Source organism: Wenyingzhuangia aestuarii (genome assembly GCF_011927765.1).
GTDB classification, from domain to species: domain Bacteria; phylum Bacteroidota; class Bacteroidia; order Flavobacteriales; family Flavobacteriaceae; genus Wenyingzhuangia; species Wenyingzhuangia aestuarii.
In genome coordinates this window covers 92,262-110,637 of the sequence record NZ_JAATJG010000004.1, presented here as the reverse complement: position 1 = coordinate 110,637, position 18,376 = coordinate 92,262, and the positions used below count along the sequence as shown (strand labels likewise).

The window sequence follows — 18,376 nt, the reverse complement described above, 5'->3', positions numbered from 1 at the left end:
GTTATGTTTTTACACAGGTGTTTGTTAAAAATAAACCCCTCACAAAATTTTGCGAGGGGTTTGTTTTTTTTAGTATTTAGTTGATGTTTAAAAAGGAACATCATCGTTGTCTGGAGCTACAGGAGCATCAAAAGCATCTGCAGGATTTATGTTTCCAGAAATATCATTAAAACTATTCATAGAAGACTCTAACTGTCCTCCAAAATCATCTTCTAAATCCGAGAATTTAGCTAAGTGACCTGTAAACTTTAATCTAATATTATCCAATCCACCGTTACGATGCTTGGCTACAATAAATTCTCCTTGTCCTTCACATGGAGTATGATCATCATCATCCCATTCTGTCATACCATAGTATTCTGGACGGAAAATAAAAGATACAATATCGGCATCTTGCTCAATGGCTCCAGATTCACGTAAATCTGACAATAAAGGTCTTTTGCTACCTCCACGTGTTTCTACTGAACGAGATAACTGAGAAAGTGCAATTACAGGAATGTGTAATTCTTTGGCTAAGGCTTTTAAGTTACGAGAAATCATAGAAATTTCTTGTTCACGGTTACCTCCTGCAGCACCACCAGCAGTCATTAACTGCAAGTAGTCAATTACAATTACTTTTATGTCGTGTTGAGATTTTAATCTTCTTGCTTTTGCACGTAAATCAAAAATAGAAAGTGATGGAGTATCATCAATAAAAATAGGAGCTTCGGATAAGTTTTTAACCTTAACATTTAACTGTTCCCATTCGTGTGGTTCTAGGGTTCCTTTTCTTAATTTTTCTGATGACAATCCTGTTTCAGAAGAAATCATACGAGTAATTAACTGTACCGATGACATCTCTAAAGAGAAAACTGCTACTCCGTGTCCAAAATCAATAGCCATGTTTTTGGCCATAGAAATTACAAAGGCCGTTTTACCCATACCCGGACGAGCCGCAATAATAATTAAATCGGAAGGTTGCCAACCAGAGGTTAAGGCATCTAATTTGGTAAATCCAGTAGCAAAACCAGACATTCCTTCTTTACCTCCTAATTCTTCAATCTTTTTAAGTGCTTGCCTAACTAAAGAGTCAGAACTTTCTGAACTCTTTTTTAAGTTTCCTTGAGTTACCTCAAAAAACTTAGTTTCTGCCATGTCTAACAAATCAAAAACATCCGCAGTTTCATCGTAAGATTGTTCTATAATTTCACTAGAAATACTAATTAACTGTCTTTGAATGTATTTTTGTAAAATAATACGAGCGTGGAATTCAATATGTGCAGAAGATGATACCTTTTGAGTTAGCTCAATTAGGTAAAAATCTCCACCAACCATGTTCAGTTTTCCATCCTTTTTTAACTGATTAGATACTGTTAATAAGTCAGTTGGTTCTGAGTTTTGAAACAAAGTGTGAATGGCTGCGTAAATAGCTTGGTGCTGTTCTTTGTAAAAAGCATCAGGATGCAAAATATCAATAACAGCATCAATACCTTTCTTATCAATCATCATAGCACCTAGCACGGCAGTCTCCATATCCACTGCTTGTGGCGGGATTTTTCCATGTGCTAAATTGACAACTTTACTCTTGTCAACCTTTTTTCCAGAAAAGCTTTTTGTTTGTTCCATAGGGAAAACAAATTTAATCGATATTCTGATTTTTCAGCAAAAAAACTAGGATTAATTTCTCGACAAAAAGTGTTGATAACTTTTATTTTGTTAATAACTAGATGATAAGGTCAATGTGGCTCCCCTTTTTAGTGATAAAAACAGCTTTGGATTCATTTTTAAGAAAGGGAAAGAACAAAAGGCAAAAGCATATCTTTGTTTTTGCAAATTAAAGCCACAAAATATGGATTTATCTAAGGTGAAATTAATCGTATCAGACATGGATGGTACACTATTAAATTCTGAACACAACGTAAGTGATTTGTTTTTTGAACAATTTAAAAAGTTAAAAGCAAAAAACATCAAATTTGTAGCGGCTAGTGGAAGACAATATCACAGTATTTTACAAAAATTAGAAAGCATAAAAGAACACATTACTATTGTGGCAGAAAACGGGGCTTATGTGGTAGAAAATGGCAAAGAAGTATTTGCTAATGCTTTTGCTAAAAAGGATGTAATTGATTTGTTAAAAGTGAGTGGAAAAATACCCAATACAAACATTGTACTTGCGGGTAAAAAGAAAGCTTATTTTTTAAAGGTATCTAAGGAGTTTGAAAGTACAGTATCGGAATATTACAGCGAATATGAAATTATAGAGAGTTTTGAAAATTTGCCAGATGATGAGTTTTTAAAAATAGCCCTTTGTAATACCCAAGGAGCAGAGGCTAATATTTATCCGTATTTAAAAGATTTAGTTGGAGATTGGTTGGTAAAAGTATCGGGAGAAATGTGGGTAGATGTTGCTTTAAAAGCCAATCATAAAGGGAATGCTTTGGAACGTATTCAAGAGCAATTAGGGATTTCTGATGAGGAAACTATGGCTTTTGGAGATTATCAAAACGATATAGAAATGCTTAGAAAAGTAAAATATAGTTTTGCTATGGAAAATGCACATCCGGATGTATTAAAAACAGCCAATTACAAAACCTTATCTAACAATCATTTTGGAGTAGAAACGGTAATTAATCAGCTGATAGAAGGGTTTTAGTATTTTATTGATATGTAAATTCATCAAGCAAAAACATAAAAATGTTTTCTGTAGTTCTGTGTATGCTTATTAACTTGCTCCAAGTTTTTTTACTAAAACTAAATTCGTTGTCAGTACTGTCTTCATAAACCCATTCGTTTCTAAAGCCTTTTTCTAAAGTGGCTGTAAAATTTCCTAGGGTATATTCAATATTTCCATCAGTTCCTTTTTTAAAGGTTGATGTAGGGCCTTTTGATTTACGAGTATAGATTTTATTGTCAAAAATATCGGTAGATATTTCGGTTTCGTTATCTCTGTTGTCACGAACAATTTCGTTTCCAAAAATGTCAATTTCATGAAATACTTCAAGGTTGTATTCTTGTTTGTGCTGTCTAATTAACGATTTAAAAAAAGAAATTTTAGTTTTTACTTCTTTGTCAATCAAAGGGTAGTTTGCAAGTATGTATTTTTTATTAAAATGTAATTTGTTTTTATGAGTATCTGTAAACTCATAATCATCAAAAATATCTTTTTTTAAAAAGGCTTGGTAATTTCCGTTTTGAGATTTGTGCTCAAGGTTGTTAAAAATATCGATTTTAACGTTTTGTGAAAAACTGTACGTACCAATTAGTACAAATAATAGAAGTAATGTTTGTTTCATATGTTGATGTTTAGGTTCTAAAAAATAACAATCAAAAAGCAAACCAATTACATGGAAACTATATAAAAATAGTATTTTCGCTATTCAATATAGGATATGTTTATGCACAAGCAAATAAGTAGTTCGCAAAATAGTTTGATAAAATCTTTAGTGGTTTTAGGAGACAAATCAAAAGCTAGAAAACAATCGGGAACTTTTTTGGTAGAAGGTAGAAGAGAAATTTCTTTAGCACTACAAGGAGGTTATTTAGTAAAACAATTGTTTTATTATAAAGATTTATTACCTGCTAATTTTGATGTGACCGAGTTTATTGCGGATGAATATATTGAGGTAAGCAAAGAAGTTTACGAAAAAGTAGCATATAGATCTACTACAGAAGGGGTGTTAGCTGTTGTAAAAGACAAATCTATGCTATTGTCTAATTTAACTTTTAAAACAAAAACTCCTTTAATTTTAGTGGCAGAAGCTCCAGAAAAACCGGGAAATATTGGAGCTATGTTGCGTACAGCAGATGCTGCCAATGTAGATGCTGTTTTAATTGCAAATCCTAAAACAGATCTGTTTAATCCTAATATTATTCGCTCTAGTGTAGGATGTTTGTTTACCACGCAAATTGCTACAGGAACTACTCAGGAAATATTAGAGTATTTAGAAACTCAGAATATTAAAACATATGCTGCCGCATTAAAAGAAGATTCTGAAAATTATCACGAACAAGATTATACGCAAGGAACTGCTTTGGTAGTAGGAACAGAAGCTGTTGGTTTGTCTGAGGAATGGTTAAACAAGGCCACTAAAAAAATAATGATCCCTATGTTGGGAAAAATTGATTCTATGAATGTGTCTGTTGCGGCAGGAATTTTGGTATACGAAGCAAAAAGACAACGTAATTTTAAATAAATGACAGGAAATATATTGTTTATCATCATTATAGCGGTGTTGATTGTAAATTTTATCAAAGAAGAAATTATTAGCTATGTAAATGCCAAACATTTTAATGATGAGGTTCCTTTGGAATTAGCAGATGTGTATGACGATGAAGCGTACAAAAAGTCTCAGGCCTACAAACTAACCAATTACAAGTTTGCTACTTTTTCTGGAATGGTATCTTTTGCTATTACGCTTTTGTTCTTTTTGTTAAATGGTGTTGCTTTTGTAGAAGGAATTGCTACAGAAATTACTCAAAATCAAATTTTACAAACATTGGTCTTTTTTGGAATTATAGGATTGGTAAGTTCAATCATTCAGATTCCTTTTGCATATTATCAAACCTTTGTGATTGAAGAAAATTTTGGATTTAACAAAAGCAGCAAAAAGCTGTTTTTTATGGACAAACTAAAAGGCTTGTTAATGACCCTGGTTTTAGGAGGTGGATTGTTATTTGTGATTACTTGGTTGTATTTAAAAACTGGAGCTAATTTTTGGTGGTACACATGGTTGGTGTTTGCAGCGTTTACCTTGTTTTTAACCTTGTTCTATTCAAGCATTATAGTTCCTTTGTTTAACAAACAAACTCCTTTAGAAGAGGGAACTTTAAAAGATAAATTAGTTGCTTACAGTAATAAACAAGGCTTTAAATTAGATAATATTTATGTAATTGATGGCTCTAAACGTTCTACCAAAGCCAATGCTTATTTTACAGGATTTGGCCCTAAAAAAAGAATTGTATTGTATGATACTTTAATAAACGATTTAAGTGAAGAAGAAATTGTAGCAGTATTTGCACACGAAGTAGGGCATTACAAAAGAAAACATACCATTTACAACCTAGTCTTGTCTTTATTGTTAACAGGGCTTACTTTATACATTTTAGGATTGTTATTAGGTAACACTTTGTTAGCAGAAGCTTTTAAGGTAGAACATAGCAGTTTTCATATAGGATTGATTGCTTTTGGAATTTTATACAGTCCAATTTCTGAATTTACAGGCTTGTTAATGAACGTGCTTTCTAGAAAATTTGAATACCAAGCAGATGATTTTGCCAAAGAAACATTTGACAGTAAGTACTTAATATCATCACTTAAAAAATTGTCTAAAAACAGTTTAAGTAATTTAACACCTCACAAATGGAATGTGTTTTTTCACTACTCACATCCTACATTATTACAGCGAGTGTTGAATTTAAAAAAGACTCGTACATCTTAGATAAAATCACTATATTTAATACATAAGAACCTAAAAATTTACTGAAGACATTGTTGTAATGTTCTCAGTAATTTTTTGTTTATAAAACTTGGAGTTTATGGGGTATGTTATTGATCCAGAATTGGAAAACAAAGAAATTACACGTAGGTATAAAGATTTATTAAAAGACAGCTACCAGCATTTATCTGATGAAGATAAAAAGTTGATTCGTAGCGCTTTTGATATTGCTGTAGAAGCTCATAGCGAACAAAGAAGAAAAACAGGAGAACCTTATATTTATCATCCTATTGCTGTAGCTAAAATTGTGGCTTCGGAAATTGGTTTGGGAGCTGTTTCTATTGCAGCCGCTTTGTTGCATGATGTGGTAGAAGATACAGACTACACCATAGAAGATATGGAACGTTTGTTTGGAGAAAAAATTGCAAAAATCGTAAATGGTTTGACCAAGATTTCTAGAATGAGCAAGGATCAAATGGCATCTATTCAGGCGGAAAACTTCCGTAAAATGCTATTAACCTTAAATGATGATGTACGTGTTATTTTAATAAAAATAGCCGATCGTTTGCATAACATGCAGACCATGGATTCTATGCCTGCTCACAAACAGATTAAAATATCATCAGAAACACTTTATATCTATGCTCCGTTAGCGCACCGTTTAGGTTTGTTTAACATTAAAACAGAATTAGAAGATTTAGGATTAAAATATACAGAGCCTGAGGTTTATAATGATATTGAAGCAAAAATTATAGCCAATAAAGACAATCAAATAGATTATATTGATAGTTTTTCTTCTAGATTAAGTGAAGATTTAAGAAAACAAGGTTTTAATTTTGAGATAAAAGGAAGAACAAAATCTATATTTTCTATTCGTAAAAAAATGCGTTCTCAAGGGGTTCGTTACGAAGAGGTGTATGATAAATTTGCAATTCGAATTATTTATGAATCTGACGAAGGAAACGAAAAGTTTGATGCTTGGAAAATATATTCCATCGTTACCGATAATTACAGACCAAATCCAAGTAGGTTAAGAGATTGGATTTCTCAGCCTAAAACAACTGGTTATGAGGCTTTGCATATTACCGTAATGGGACCCGAAGGTAGATGGGTAGAAGTGCAAATTCGTTCTAAACGTATGAACGAGATTGCCGAAAAAGGATATGCAGCTCACTTTAAATACAAACAAGGAGAGGTTAATGAAAGTGGTTTAGAAGGTTGGTTAAATAGATTAAAAGATACGTTAGAAAATCAGGCAGGAAATGCGGTAGATTTTGTAGAAGATTTTAAACTGAATTTATATGCTAAAGAAATTTTCATCTTTACTCCTAAAGGAGATATTAAATCATTACCTAAAGGTTCATCAGCCTTAGATTTTGCATTTGGAGTACATACAGATGTTGGATTAAAATGTAGAGGGGTAAAAGTAAACGGAAAATTAACTCCTCTAGATAGAGTTTTAAACAGTGGAGATCAGGTAGAGGTAATTACTTCAGAAAATCAAAAACCATCAGAAAGATGGTTAACTTTTGTGGTTACGGCCAGAGCAAGAGCTAAAATTCGTCAAGCCTTAAAAGAAGAAGAAAGAAAAGTAGCAGAATACGGAAGAGAAATTTTAAAGAGAAAATTACGTCATTTAAAAATTGAGCCTACAGATAAAACTTTAGGAGCAATGGTGGTTTTCTTTAAGTTAAAAACAACGTTTGATTTGTTCTATAGAATTGGAGTGGGAACTATAGATAACACTCAAATTAGAAACTTTGCAAATCAACAATCTAGTACGTTTGCTAAATTCTTTAGAAGAACAAAATCAGATACTTCTAAAGTAGTTAAGAAAGAAGAGGTTAGTACAAACTATGACTTACTGTTGTTTGGAAATGATAACGAAAAGTTAGAATATACCTTGTCTAAATGTTGTAATCCTATTCCGGGAGATAAAGTATTTGCTTTTTTAACAGTAAGTGAAGGAATTAAAGTTCATAAAAACAACTGTCCAAATGCCATTAGTATGCAGTCTAACTATGCATATAGAATTATGAAGGCTACTTGGGTAGATTCTACCAAGCAAATATTTAAAGTTACGTTAAGCATTACCGGTGAAGATGGATCGGGTATGTTAGGAAATATTACACGTATTATATCTAACAATAATGTTAACATAAACAACTTAAATATTGCGGGTGATGGAAGTTTGTTCGAAGGAAAGTTTACAATTACGGTACAAAATCGTACAAAATTGAGAAAAATTATTAACCAATTGCAAGGTGTTAAAGGGGTAAAGCGTGTAAAACGTATTATTTAGAAAAAAAGCATTTCTTTTCTTATTGGTAAAAGAAATAAAAGTATAAATTTGCATCTTGCTGTTTTTAAACAACAATCTAGTTATGGATACTAAGCAGAAAAATCAAGACATTGTTAAAAACGTGTTTGTTAAGTTTTTAGAAACTAACAAACATCGTAAAACCCCTGAGCGTTTTGCTATTTTACAGGAGATATACGATTTGGAAGAACATTTTGACATTGAGTCTTTGTATATTAATATGAAGAACAAAAAGTATCGTGTAAGTAGAGCTACGTTGTACAACACTATAGAATTATTGCTAGAGTGTGGATTGGTAAGAAGACATCAGTTTGGTCAGAATCAAGCTCATTATGAGAAAAGTTTTTTTGACAAACAGCATGATCATTTGATTTTAGATACTGGAGAAGTTATTGAGTTTTGTGATCCTAGAATACAGACAATTAAGAAGACAATAGAAGAGGTTTTTAATGTAGAAATATCAAAGCATTCGCTTTATTTTTACGGGAACAAAAAAGAGAAATAGAATTTTACATTTACAAAATTAAAATGGCAGTAGATTTATTATTAGGATTACAGTGGGGAGATGAAGGTAAAGGGAAAATAGTTGATGTGTTAACACAAAACTATAATTTAATATCTCGTTTTCAAGGAGGTCCAAACGCAGGACACACTTTAATCTTTGATGGACACAAACACGTATTACATACAATTCCTTCTGGAATTTTCCACAAAGATGCTATCAATGTTGTAGGTAACGGAGTCGTAATAGATCCTGTAATTTTTAACAAAGAAATAGAAGACTTATCTCAGTTTGATATCGACTTTAAAAAAGTCTTATTAATTTCTAGAAAAGCACACTTAATTTTACCAACTCACCGTTTGTTAGATGCTGCATCTGAAAAATCAAAAGGGAAAGATAAAATTGGTTCTACTTTAAAAGGTATTGGTCCAACTTATATGGACAAAACAGGACGTAACGGTATGCGTGTTGGAGATTTAGAGTTAGACAACTGGAAAGAAATTTTTGAGACATTAACTCAAAAGCACATTAACATGTTAGATTTCTACAAAGTAGAATTAGAATATGACTTAGATGCTTTAAGAGAAGAGTTCTTTAAAAGTGTAGCAGAGTTAAGAAAATTAACTTTTATAGATAGTGAAGAGTATTTACACACAGCTATTAAAAACAAAAAAACAATATTAGCAGAAGGAGCACAAGGTTCTTTATTAGATGTTGATTTTGGAACGTACCCATTTGTAACTTCATCTAACACTACTGCAGCAGGAGCTTGTACTGGTTTAGGTGTAGCACCTAACCAAATTGGAGAAGTTTTTGGAATTTTTAAAGCGTATACTACTCGTGTAGGTTCAGGACCATTCCCAACAGAATTGTTTGATGAAGATGGTGCAACTATGGCTAAAGTAGGTCATGAGTTTGGAGCAACTACAGGTCGTGCACGTAGATGTGGATGGTTAGATATGGTGGCTTTAAAGTATGCTTGTCAAGTAAACGGAGTTACACAATTAAATATGATGAAAGCAGATGTTTTATCTGGTTTTGATACGTTAAAAGTGTGTACTGCTTACGAATATAAAGGAGAAGTAATTAGCCATTTTCCTTACAATATTGAGCCAGAAAATGTAAAACCAATCTATACAGAATTAAAAGGTTGGAAAGAAGATTTAACAGGAATGACTTCTGAAGGAGAATTGCCACAAGCGTTAAATGATTACATTGCTTTTATTGAAAAAGAAACTGGAATTAAAATTACCATTGTTTCTGTAGGACCAGACAGAAAACAAACTATTGAAAGATAATACAAAACGTATTTTACTATAAAAAATCCCTCATCATTTTGATGAGGGATTTTTGTTTTTATAAGAATTCTTTTCTAATTGGCGAAAAGGTATCAATTAATTTAACGTATTCTGTTAAGGTTTGACTTCCGTGTTTTAAATTAGGAGCTACTTTAAAAGTATCACCTTCGTTTAATACATATTCTCGGTCTTCTATAAATACTTTTAAAGATCCTTTGGCTACATAAGTAATTTGCTCATGTGGATGCTGATGAGGTATTTCCGGATCTTTCATAGGGCCTCCTGTAATTTCTATAACTACCATCATTAGGTTTTCTAAAGAAACTATTTTCCTTTGAATGTTTGGGTTGTTGAGAATAGATTGATATCCATTGTTGTTTTTGGTAATTTCCATATGTATATTATTATCAATAAAAAATAAAGATATCTATTGAGTTGTTAATCTACTTTAGTTAGGTCTATTTTGATTTGTAAAAAGTAAATTTAAGATTGGCATTAAGGTTGTAAGTCAATTGTAGAACAAAGATTTCCAAAATACACGGAATAAAGTATCTTTGCTAGCGTATGAAATTAGCAACAAACCTAAAAGTATTTTTACTGCTGTTTATTCCTTTAGTGGGAATGGCACAAACAAGTAAAATTAAAATAATACATTCCAATCAAACCTATAGAGATCAAAAGCAATATCCTGGTGCTATGGTCTTAAATGGAGATGTTCAGGTAGAACACCAAGGAGCTTTACTAACCTGTAAAAAAGCATTGTTTTATCAATTAGAAAATAGATTGTATGCCTATGGTGATGTGTTCATCAATCAGGCAGATACTTTAACTCAAAAAAGTGATCATTTACAGTATGATGGAGACAGTCAAAAAGCTTTGTCTTGGGGAAAAGTAGTTGTAAAAGATAAGGAGATAACTTTAACTACCGATACACTTCATTTTAATAGAGTTACACAAGTTCTAAAATACGATTGTTTTGGAACTATTGTAAATTTAGAAAATACGCTAACTAGCCAGATAGGGGAATATTTTGCCAATGATAAAAAATTAACGGCAAGGCAAAATGTAAAAGTTGTAAATCCAGATATGAATTTAACAACTGGGCATATGGATTATTATACCACTACAGGAAAAACATATTTGTATGGACCCTCAACTATTATAAATAAGGAGAGTGAGTTGTATACAGAGAGAGGAATTTACGATACAAGATTGTCGCTTGGGTATTTGTTAAAAAACTCAATTATTTATCATGAAAGTAATGAGATAGAAGGGGATAGTTTGTATTACAATAAATTAAAAGCTTTTGCTTCGGGTACTGGGAATTTAATAATTACCGATACCGTAAATAAAATTATTGTGACCGGAGATTATGGAGAAGTGTATAGAGATAAAGATTCTATTATAGTAACCAAAAGACCTTTGGCAATTTCTACAGTAGAAAAAGATTCTATGTTTATTCACGGTGATACCTTGTCTATTACAGGTCCAGAAAATAATAAGTTGATGAAAGTATTTCATCATGTAAAGATTTTTAAATCGGATTTAAGTGGAAAATGCGATTCTTTAGTTACACATCAAGGAAAAGGAATTACTGAGTTATTTACCAACCCTGTCTTATGGTCTGGAAGTAATCAAATTACAGGAGATAGTATTAGATTGATTAATAATTTAGAAACCAATAAATTGGATTCGCTAAACATTATTAAAAATGCTTTAATTGTTCAAAAAGATAGCGTAGGCTACAATCAAATTAAAGGAAAAAACATGTTTGGTAAGTTTGTAGAGCAAAAGTTAACATCGCTATTAGCAAAAGGAAATGGAGCTGTGGTAAATTATGCAAGAAATGAAAATGCTGAGTTAACGGCTATTATGGATATGGAGTGTAGTAATATTCTGTTTAATTTAAAAGAGAATAAAATTCAGGATATTATGTTCTTAAAAAAGCCAGATGGAAAAACCTATCCGCCCGAAAAGTTTCCAGAAGATAGAAAACTTATCAAAGGATTTATTTGGAGAGGTACAGAAAGACCGTTAAAAAAAGAAGATATTTTTATTCATGACTAATTTAAGAGAACAGTTTTTTAAGCATCAGGCACAAACAACCCCACATGCATTGGCTATTGAAATTGCAAGTGCAAAGGGATCTTATGTGTATGGAACAGACGGAAAATCTTATTTAGATTTTATAGCGGGAGTTTCTGCCAATAGTCTAGGGCATAATCATCCTAAAGTATCTAAAGCTATTAAAGATCAGGTTGATAGTTATACACATGTAATGGTTTATGGTGAGTTTATACAGCAACCACAAACGGAATTATGTAAGTTGTTAGCAGATTTATTGCCTTCAAATTTAGATACTGTTTATTTGGTAAACTCTGGAACAGAAGCTACAGAAGGTGCTTTAAAATTAGCTAAAAGAGTAACGGGTAGAGCCGAGGTAGTAGCAGGTAAAAATGCTTATCACGGAAATACGCAAGGAGCAATGAGTGTTTGTGGAACCGAGGTACAGAACAGTGCCTTTAGACCCTTAATTCCGGGAACTAAATTCATCACTTTTAATAACGAAGAAGATTTACATAAAATAACAGAAGAAACAGCTGCGGTTATTTTAGAAACCATTCAAGGAGGAGCTGGTTTTATTGTGTCTCAAAATAACTATTTAGAAAAAGTTAGAAAACGTTGTGATGAAGTAGGTGCTTTATTAATTCTTGATGAAATACAATCAGGAGTTGGAAGAACAGGAAAACTATTTGGTTTTGAACATTACAACTGTGTTCCCGATATTTTAATTACAGGAAAAGGTTTAGGAGGAGGAATGCCTATTGGTGCTTTTATTAGCAGTTTTAAACATATGGAACAACTGCAAGAACATCCTAAGTTAGGACATATAACTACGTTTGGAGGGCATCCTGTAATTGCAGCAGCCGCTTTGGCTACTTTAAAAGAGATTACAGAAACTAATTTAATGCAAGAAGCAATAAGAAAAGAACAGTTAATAAAAGATTGTTTACAACACAGTGCCATTAAAGAAATTAGAGGAAAAGGATTGATGTTGGCTCTAATTATGGAAAATGAACATATAGCAACAGATTTGGTGTTAACTTGTATGAACAAAGGATTGTTGTTGTTCTTTTTGTTGTTTGAGAAAAAAGCGGTTAGAATTAGTCCACCACTAACCATATCAGACGAAGAAATAAAAAAAGGTTGTGCTATTATTTTAGAAGTATTAAATAACTAATTTTAAAAAAGGGAAATGATAAAATCATTTCCCTTTTTTATGCTTTAAAGCAAAGAGCAGCAGCTCCTAAAATACCAGCATCGTTACCTAAAGTAGCTAATCTAATATCTAGTTTGTTAATGTAATAATGGGGTAGTCTTTTTTTAAGTTCTTTATGCATATTCTTTCTAACAATGCTAAAAGATTTACTAACTCCACCACCAATAAATACAGTTTCAATATCTAAAATACGAATGGTAGAAACTAAGGCTTCTCCTAATATTGTTCCCACTTTTTCAAAAACTTCTATAGCTACAGGGTCTGCTTTGGTACAAGCCAACACCACGGCTTTAGAATCTAAATCTTTGACTTTTAAACTGGTTTCTTTTCCTTTTTTAATTTTAGACAAGGCCATTTCTACAATGGCTTTTTTTCCCATATTTTCTTCGGCTGTTTTTCCGTTAGAAGTAATAATATGACCAGCTTCCATAGCATTTCCGTTTCCGCCTTTAAAAATTTCACCATCTAAAACAGCAGCACTTCCTAGTCCGGTTCCTAAAGTCATAAAAATAAAATCAGCAGGAACTGCTTTAGATTTAGAAAAATGTAATTCTCCAATAGCGGCTGCGTTTGCATCATTGTCTAAAAAGAAAGTAATATTTGGATACTTTTCTTCTAAAATAGTAATTAAAGCTATGTTGTTAAATTCGGGAATATTAGCCATAAATACGGTAGATCTTCTGTCTTTGGAAATTAATCCAGGTACAGCAATTCCTACTTTTTTAATATGAGGGTATTCTTTTAGTTGATGACCTATTTTCTTAACAAAAGCAGTAATAAAATCGTTAGTCTCTCTTAAATTCAGCGTTGGATGTTTTGTTTTTGATAGTAATTCACCTTTTTGGCTTACAATACCAAACTTTATGTTGGTTCCTCCAACATCAATTCCAAGATATTCTTCTGTCATTTTTTTGCTTTATTTGTTCCAAATGATGATTGAAAATCACCATAAATAAGGGGTTTCTAAGTTAAAGATACAGAAAACTATTGAACCAAAAGAGTAGGATAACAGGAGAGGTGAGTTCTATTTAAAATTAGAAAATGTTTTTTTCTGAAAATAAGGGGAATATCTAATTAGAAATAATTTGCCCTACATAAATAAAACTGTATTTTTGCCACACTAAATTATTTATAATGGCAACTATTCAAGAGCTAAAAGATTTTACACAACAAGTTAGAAGAGATATTGTACGTATGGTACATGCTGTAAGTTCTGGACACCCAGGTGGTTCATTAGGATGTGCAGAGTACATTACGGCTTTGTATCAAGAAATTATGAAGTATGATGCTTCTAATTTTGAAATGGATGGAAAAGGTGAAGATTTATTCTTTTTATCAAACGGACACATTTCTCCTGTATTTTATAGTGTATTAGCTCGTAGTGGATATTTTCCAGTATCAGAATTAGCAACATTCCGTTTGTTAAATTCAAGATTACAAGGACACCCAACTACTCACGAAGGATTACCTGGAATTAGAATTGCATCTGGTTCTTTAGGACAAGGAATGAGTGTTGCTCTTGGAGCGGCTCAAGCTAAAAAATTAAATGGTGATGATCGTTTAGTGTATAGTTTACACGGAGATGGTGAATTACAAGAAGGTCAAAACTGGGAAGCAATTATGTATGCTGCTGGTAAAAAAGTAGACAACTACATTGCTGCTATTGACGTTAACTTAAAACAAATTGATGGTACTACTGATGAGGTAATGCCAATGGGTTCTTTAAAAGCTAAGTTTGAAGCTTTTGGATGGGATGTTTTAGAAGTTGAAAAAGGTAATGATATTGAAGTTATTATTGCAAGTATTAAAGAAGCACAAGCATTAACAGGAAAAGGAAAACCAGTTTGTATTTTATTGTATACAGAAATGGGTAACGGAATTGACTTTATGATGCATACACATGCTTGGCATGGTAAAGCTCCTAACGATGAACAATTAGAAAGTGCATTGGCTCAAAACCCTGCAACTTTAGGAGACTATTAAGAGAATATCTTTATAGTTACATATTAAAAAAAAGCTCTGTTGTTTAACAGAGCTTTTTTTATGTTTAACAAAAATAAGTATGCTACATTACAAAACATACCATCATAAAGATATAGAGAAACCATGGGTTACTTTTGTTCATGGAGCAGGTGGTAGTAGTTCTATTTGGTTTTCTCAGATAAGATCTTTTAAAAAAGAATTTAATTTATTGCTTGTTGATTTAAGAGGTCATGGAAAGTCTACATCTTTTAAATCAGAAAATAACTATAGTTTTTCTTCTATTTCTGATGAGGTTGTTGAGGTTTTAGATTTCTTAGAGATAAAACAAACTCATTTTATAGGCATATCTTTAGGTACGATTATTATTATGGATATTGCCCATAGGTATTCAGCAAAAGTTAGCTCCTTAGTAATGGGAGGTGCTGTAATGTATTTAAACTTTCGTGCTCAGTTTTTAATGAGAGTAGGTGTGGGGTTAAAAAGAGTAGTTCCTTATTTATGGCTTTATAAGTTATTTGCATTTATTATTATGCCTAAAAAGAATCATACACCCTCTAGATTGTTTTTTATTAATGAGGCTAAAAAAATGAATCAAAAAGAGTTTATAAAATGGTTTTCTTTAGTGTCTAGTGTAAATAAGTTGTTATCTTTTTTTAGAAAAACAAAAATAGAGACTCCTGTGCTTTATATAATGGGAGCCCAAGATTATATGTTTTTACCAAGTGTAAAAAAGATAGTAGCAAGTCACACAAACAGTGTTATAGAATTACTGAAGGATTGTGGTCATGTTGTAAATATAGAAGCTTCTGCGTTGTTTAATACAGCTGTTATTAGCTATTTAAAACAAAGAAACCCTACTTTAAGTAAGTAGGGTTTCTTTTTAAGGTTGTTAAATTTTTCCTATGCTTATTTAATCTCGTAAATAGCAATTGTACTAGATACTTCGTTTGTAGAAATCATTAAATAGTTTCCTGTAGGGCTATCAGCCTTATCAACAACAGTTAAGCCTTCAGGAGCAATATCATCTCCATCGTATAGCCATGTAACGAATTCAGGATTTAATGGATTGGTTACGTTGTATACAAGTATTCCACTAGTTCTTTCTAAACCTACAAATAACATTGTTTCATTACCAACTTTTAATGTTTTTACAGCTTCAGGTTCTGCACCTTTATCATCAGATCTTCCATCTGCTTTTCCTTCATCTTGGTTAAATATAGATGGAGTAAGAGTTAACGTTCTTCTAGCAATTTCAGAACCAGAATCATATACTCTTTCTCCGTTTGTGTTCCAAATAGAAAAAGAACGTGCTCCGTATCCATAAATTTGTTCGTATTTACCATCGTCATTTTTACCATTGGCAGTAGTTATTTTTAAACGACCTAAGTTTTCGTCTTCTTGTAGCCATTCTGCATTTGGGTATGCGCTAGGGTCTAATTCTATATCTTTTACTCTTTCTTCTTCAGAGTAACCATCGTAATCTCTAGAATCACCTTCGTTTGCAGATACAATGTATCCGTTTCCGTTAGCTGTAAAAAAGTCAATTGCATCTGGCATGTAATAACTTAATACGTTCCAGTTTTTTAAGTTACCAGCAATACCATCTTTGTTAGAAGCATCAATTTCGTTTCCTGTAATATTAAAATCTTTAACACCTAGACCAACTAATTTGGTAATGGTTTTAGAATCTAAGTCTACTATTGCCATTCCATTGTTTTCTTGTAATGCCACATAAGCTGTTTTAGAATCTTCAGAAACAGCAATGTATTCTGGTTCAACATCTTGTTGTAATGTAGCACCAGGACCAAATACTCTAAAGTCGTTTCCTGGGTTTGTTAATCCTGTAAAAGGAACTTGAGTTATTACTCCTGTAGCAACGTCTACAATGGTAATAGAACCTTCTGGATCATTATCGTAATCATCATTAGGTTCACCTTCGTTTGCAGATATTAAATATTTTCCATCAGGTGAAAAAGTAACCATGTCTGGTAAAGCTCCAGTAGTATAAGATTGAATAGAAACTTGTGTATCTGTATTGTAAGTTTCAATAGTACCGTTTGCTTGTTTGTTATTATTTTCAACAGCTACAGCTAAAACTCCATTGTGTACAGCTACAGAATTAGGGTTTCCTGTTAAGCTGATAGAGGTAAGTTTTACAGGATTGGTAGCATCTGTTAGATCTAAAACAGAGACTTCGTTTTCTTCAGAATTGGCAATAAATAATTTTTTAGTGATAGGATCAAAAGCAGAAATTTCTGCATAAGCTTCATCATCACCGTTTGTAAAAGATCCAATTTTTGAGAAAGTAAGTTGAGAAATAGTTTTGGTTACATCAGCATCCTTACCGTTTTCTCCATTTGTTCCGTTTGTACCATCAGTACCATTAATTCCATCAAGTCCATCTTCACTACAAGAGATTAGTGTAAAAGTACTTAAAACCCCAATAGAAAAAAGTTTAAATAAATTGTTCATTTGTTAAAGTTTTGTTTGGCACAAATAAAGAACCCTTTTGTTTAAAAAATGTTAATTGGGTAACAATGTAATATTAACTTCTAATGATTATTTCTATTTAGATGTTATATAACTGTTAGAGGTAAGTAAAGAGAAAGTTTTTAGAGAGTGTATGTAGTAACATGAAGGAATAGTGTATGATTTATAGTTCTAATATAGATATTAAATAAAAAACTTTGTTCCTTTAGAGTATTCCGTAGAAACAAAGCTTGTTTTGTAGCTCTATTTAATATTGTGTAAAGAAAGCATTTTTAAAGCATATCTTTTTCCTATTTTTCTTACTCCAGCTGAGTTAAAGTGAACGCTGTCACTACGTACACTACATCCTTTTGATGATATAATGTGAGCTGTAGGAATAGTTTCCGGTAGTTTATTAATAATAGGATTCATACTAGCGCACAATCCGTTTTGGTCTTTGTGTACCACTTCACCACTTAACAAAGGAACTAGATTGGCTTTTAGTTCTAAGTCTGTAAGCATGTGGTTGTATACTTTTTTTACGTACAAAGGCCAATTAGTATCGTCTTGATTACTTTCTCCTTGATGTAAAAGTATTCCCTTAATAACTCCCTTTTTTTGTGCTAGCTTGGCAAGATGTATTAAATGCTGATAAGGATTGTTTCCGTAAGCTTTAATTTTGTCCTGAAACCAATCTTCAGGGTATGTGTTTTTAAAGTTTTGATAAATAGTTTTATCAAACAATCTAATATCACATCCACCAACAGCAACATTTATAACACCAATAGTTATACTGTCTGGTAATTTTTCTACCATGGTTCTTCCAAAATAATCTGCAGGAGAAAGACCCGTATAGCATTGTGTTAAAGGAGGTGTTGCGGTTCTCCATTTATTTTTAATGTAGCCTAAATTAGGACAGTCTAAAGATTGTAATACTTTAAAACGATTATTTACCACTTTGTCTTGTGCTTGTATTGTTGCAGATCCTTCCATGTTTGATTGTCCAAAACAGATGTAAATATGAAAGTTAGGATCTTGAGCAAACAGCGTTATAAATGATAGAAAAAAAATAGAAGAGAATAAAACTCTAGTTTTCATAAGGGATTAATT

General features: G+C 32.0%; 16 protein-coding genes. 10 read left to right on the top strand and 6 right to left on the bottom strand.

Features of this window, described 5'->3' with window-relative positions:
- Positions 1 to 87: 87 nt before the first annotated feature.
- Positions 88 to 1,605 (bottom strand): replicative DNA helicase, encoded by a 1,518-nt coding sequence (dnaB, locus tag GGR97_RS05240; RefSeq protein WP_167897466.1) that lies wholly within the window; start codon positions 1,603 to 1,605, stop codon positions 88 to 90.
- A 223-nt stretch (positions 1,606 to 1,828) separates the two neighbouring features.
- Between dnaB and GGR97_RS05235 the strand changes: the two genes are divergently transcribed.
- Entirely contained in the window at positions 1,829 to 2,632 is an 804-nt protein-coding gene (locus GGR97_RS05235; protein WP_167897465.1) for an HAD family hydrolase, read from the top strand.
- 4 nt (positions 2,633 to 2,636) lie between these two features.
- Here GGR97_RS05235 and GGR97_RS05230 read toward each other — a convergent pair whose 3' ends face one another.
- On the bottom strand, positions 2,637 to 3,272 hold the full coding sequence (locus GGR97_RS05230) for a hypothetical protein (RefSeq protein ID WP_167897464.1): 636 nt from the start codon (positions 3,270 to 3,272) through the stop codon (positions 2,637 to 2,639).
- 102 nt (positions 3,273 to 3,374) lie between these two features.
- Here GGR97_RS05230 and GGR97_RS05225 point away from each other — a divergent pair, with 102 nt between their 5' ends.
- The 5 genes from GGR97_RS05225 to GGR97_RS05205 all read left to right on the top strand — a co-directional run bounded on the left by GGR97_RS05225 (position 3,375) and on the right by GGR97_RS05205 (position 9,534).
- Positions 3,375 to 4,172, top strand: coding sequence for a TrmH family RNA methyltransferase (locus GGR97_RS05225; protein ID WP_167897463.1), 798 nt, complete (start codon positions 3,375 to 3,377; stop codon positions 4,170 to 4,172).
- On the top strand, positions 4,173 to 5,417 hold the full coding sequence (locus tag GGR97_RS05220) for a M48 family metallopeptidase (RefSeq protein ID WP_167897462.1): 1,245 nt from the start codon (positions 4,173 to 4,175) through the stop codon (positions 5,415 to 5,417).
- Between the two features lie 97 nt (positions 5,418 to 5,514).
- Complete coding sequence (locus GGR97_RS05215; protein ID WP_167897461.1) at positions 5,515 to 7,716, top strand: RelA/SpoT family protein; 2,202 nt, start codon at positions 5,515 to 5,517, stop codon at positions 7,714 to 7,716.
- An 82-nt stretch (positions 7,717 to 7,798) separates the two neighbouring features.
- Positions 7,799 to 8,239: a Fur family transcriptional regulator gene (locus GGR97_RS05210; protein WP_167897460.1), complete on the top strand. Its 441-nt coding sequence runs from the start codon at positions 7,799 to 7,801 to the stop codon at positions 8,237 to 8,239.
- A 23-nt stretch (positions 8,240 to 8,262) separates the two neighbouring features.
- Positions 8,263 to 9,534 carry an adenylosuccinate synthase gene (locus GGR97_RS05205; RefSeq protein ID WP_167897459.1) on the top strand — a complete coding sequence of 424 codons (1,272 nt, stop codon included), beginning with the start codon at positions 8,263 to 8,265 and terminating at the stop codon, positions 9,532 to 9,534.
- Between the two features lie 58 nt (positions 9,535 to 9,592).
- Here GGR97_RS05205 and GGR97_RS05200 read toward each other — a convergent pair whose 3' ends face one another.
- A complete protein-coding gene (locus GGR97_RS05200; RefSeq protein ID WP_167897458.1) occupies positions 9,593 to 9,928 on the bottom strand; it encodes a cupin domain-containing protein in 336 nt (111 codons plus the stop codon).
- 170 nt (positions 9,929 to 10,098) lie between these two features.
- Here GGR97_RS05200 and GGR97_RS05195 point away from each other — a divergent pair, with 170 nt between their 5' ends.
- The gene (locus GGR97_RS05195; RefSeq protein ID WP_167897457.1) at positions 10,099 to 11,601 is read left to right on the top strand and encodes an OstA-like protein; all 1,503 of its coding nucleotides are present in this window, start codon (positions 10,099 to 10,101) and stop codon (positions 11,599 to 11,601) included.
- Positions 11,594 to 12,775, top strand: coding sequence for an aspartate aminotransferase family protein (locus GGR97_RS05190; RefSeq protein WP_167897456.1), 1,182 nt, complete (start codon positions 11,594 to 11,596; stop codon positions 12,773 to 12,775). The genes GGR97_RS05195 and GGR97_RS05190 overlap by 8 nt, the downstream gene beginning before the upstream one ends.
- A gap of 37 nt (positions 12,776 to 12,812) precedes the next feature.
- Here GGR97_RS05190 and GGR97_RS05185 read toward each other — a convergent pair whose 3' ends face one another.
- Positions 12,813 to 13,721: an ROK family protein gene (locus GGR97_RS05185; protein ID WP_167897455.1), complete on the bottom strand. Its 909-nt coding sequence runs from the start codon at positions 13,719 to 13,721 to the stop codon at positions 12,813 to 12,815.
- 227 nt (positions 13,722 to 13,948) lie between these two features.
- On the opposite strand from GGR97_RS05185, the gene GGR97_RS05180 reads away from it, so the two are divergent.
- Positions 13,949 to 14,797 (top strand): transketolase, encoded by an 849-nt coding sequence (locus GGR97_RS05180; RefSeq protein WP_167897454.1) that lies wholly within the window; start codon positions 13,949 to 13,951, stop codon positions 14,795 to 14,797.
- A 79-nt stretch (positions 14,798 to 14,876) separates the two neighbouring features.
- Entirely contained in the window at positions 14,877 to 15,668 is a 792-nt protein-coding gene (locus tag GGR97_RS05175) for an alpha/beta fold hydrolase (protein ID WP_167897453.1), read from the top strand.
- A gap of 35 nt (positions 15,669 to 15,703) precedes the next feature.
- Here GGR97_RS05175 and GGR97_RS05170 read toward each other — a convergent pair whose 3' ends face one another.
- Positions 15,704 to 17,269, bottom strand: coding sequence for a choice-of-anchor I family protein (locus GGR97_RS05170; RefSeq protein WP_167897452.1), 1,566 nt, complete (start codon positions 17,267 to 17,269; stop codon positions 15,704 to 15,706).
- A gap of 261 nt (positions 17,270 to 17,530) precedes the next feature.
- Positions 17,531 to 18,364 (bottom strand): sialate O-acetylesterase, encoded by an 834-nt coding sequence (locus GGR97_RS05165; RefSeq protein WP_209272323.1) that lies wholly within the window; start codon positions 18,362 to 18,364, stop codon positions 17,531 to 17,533.
- Between the last annotated feature and the right edge of the window lie 12 nt (positions 18,365 to 18,376).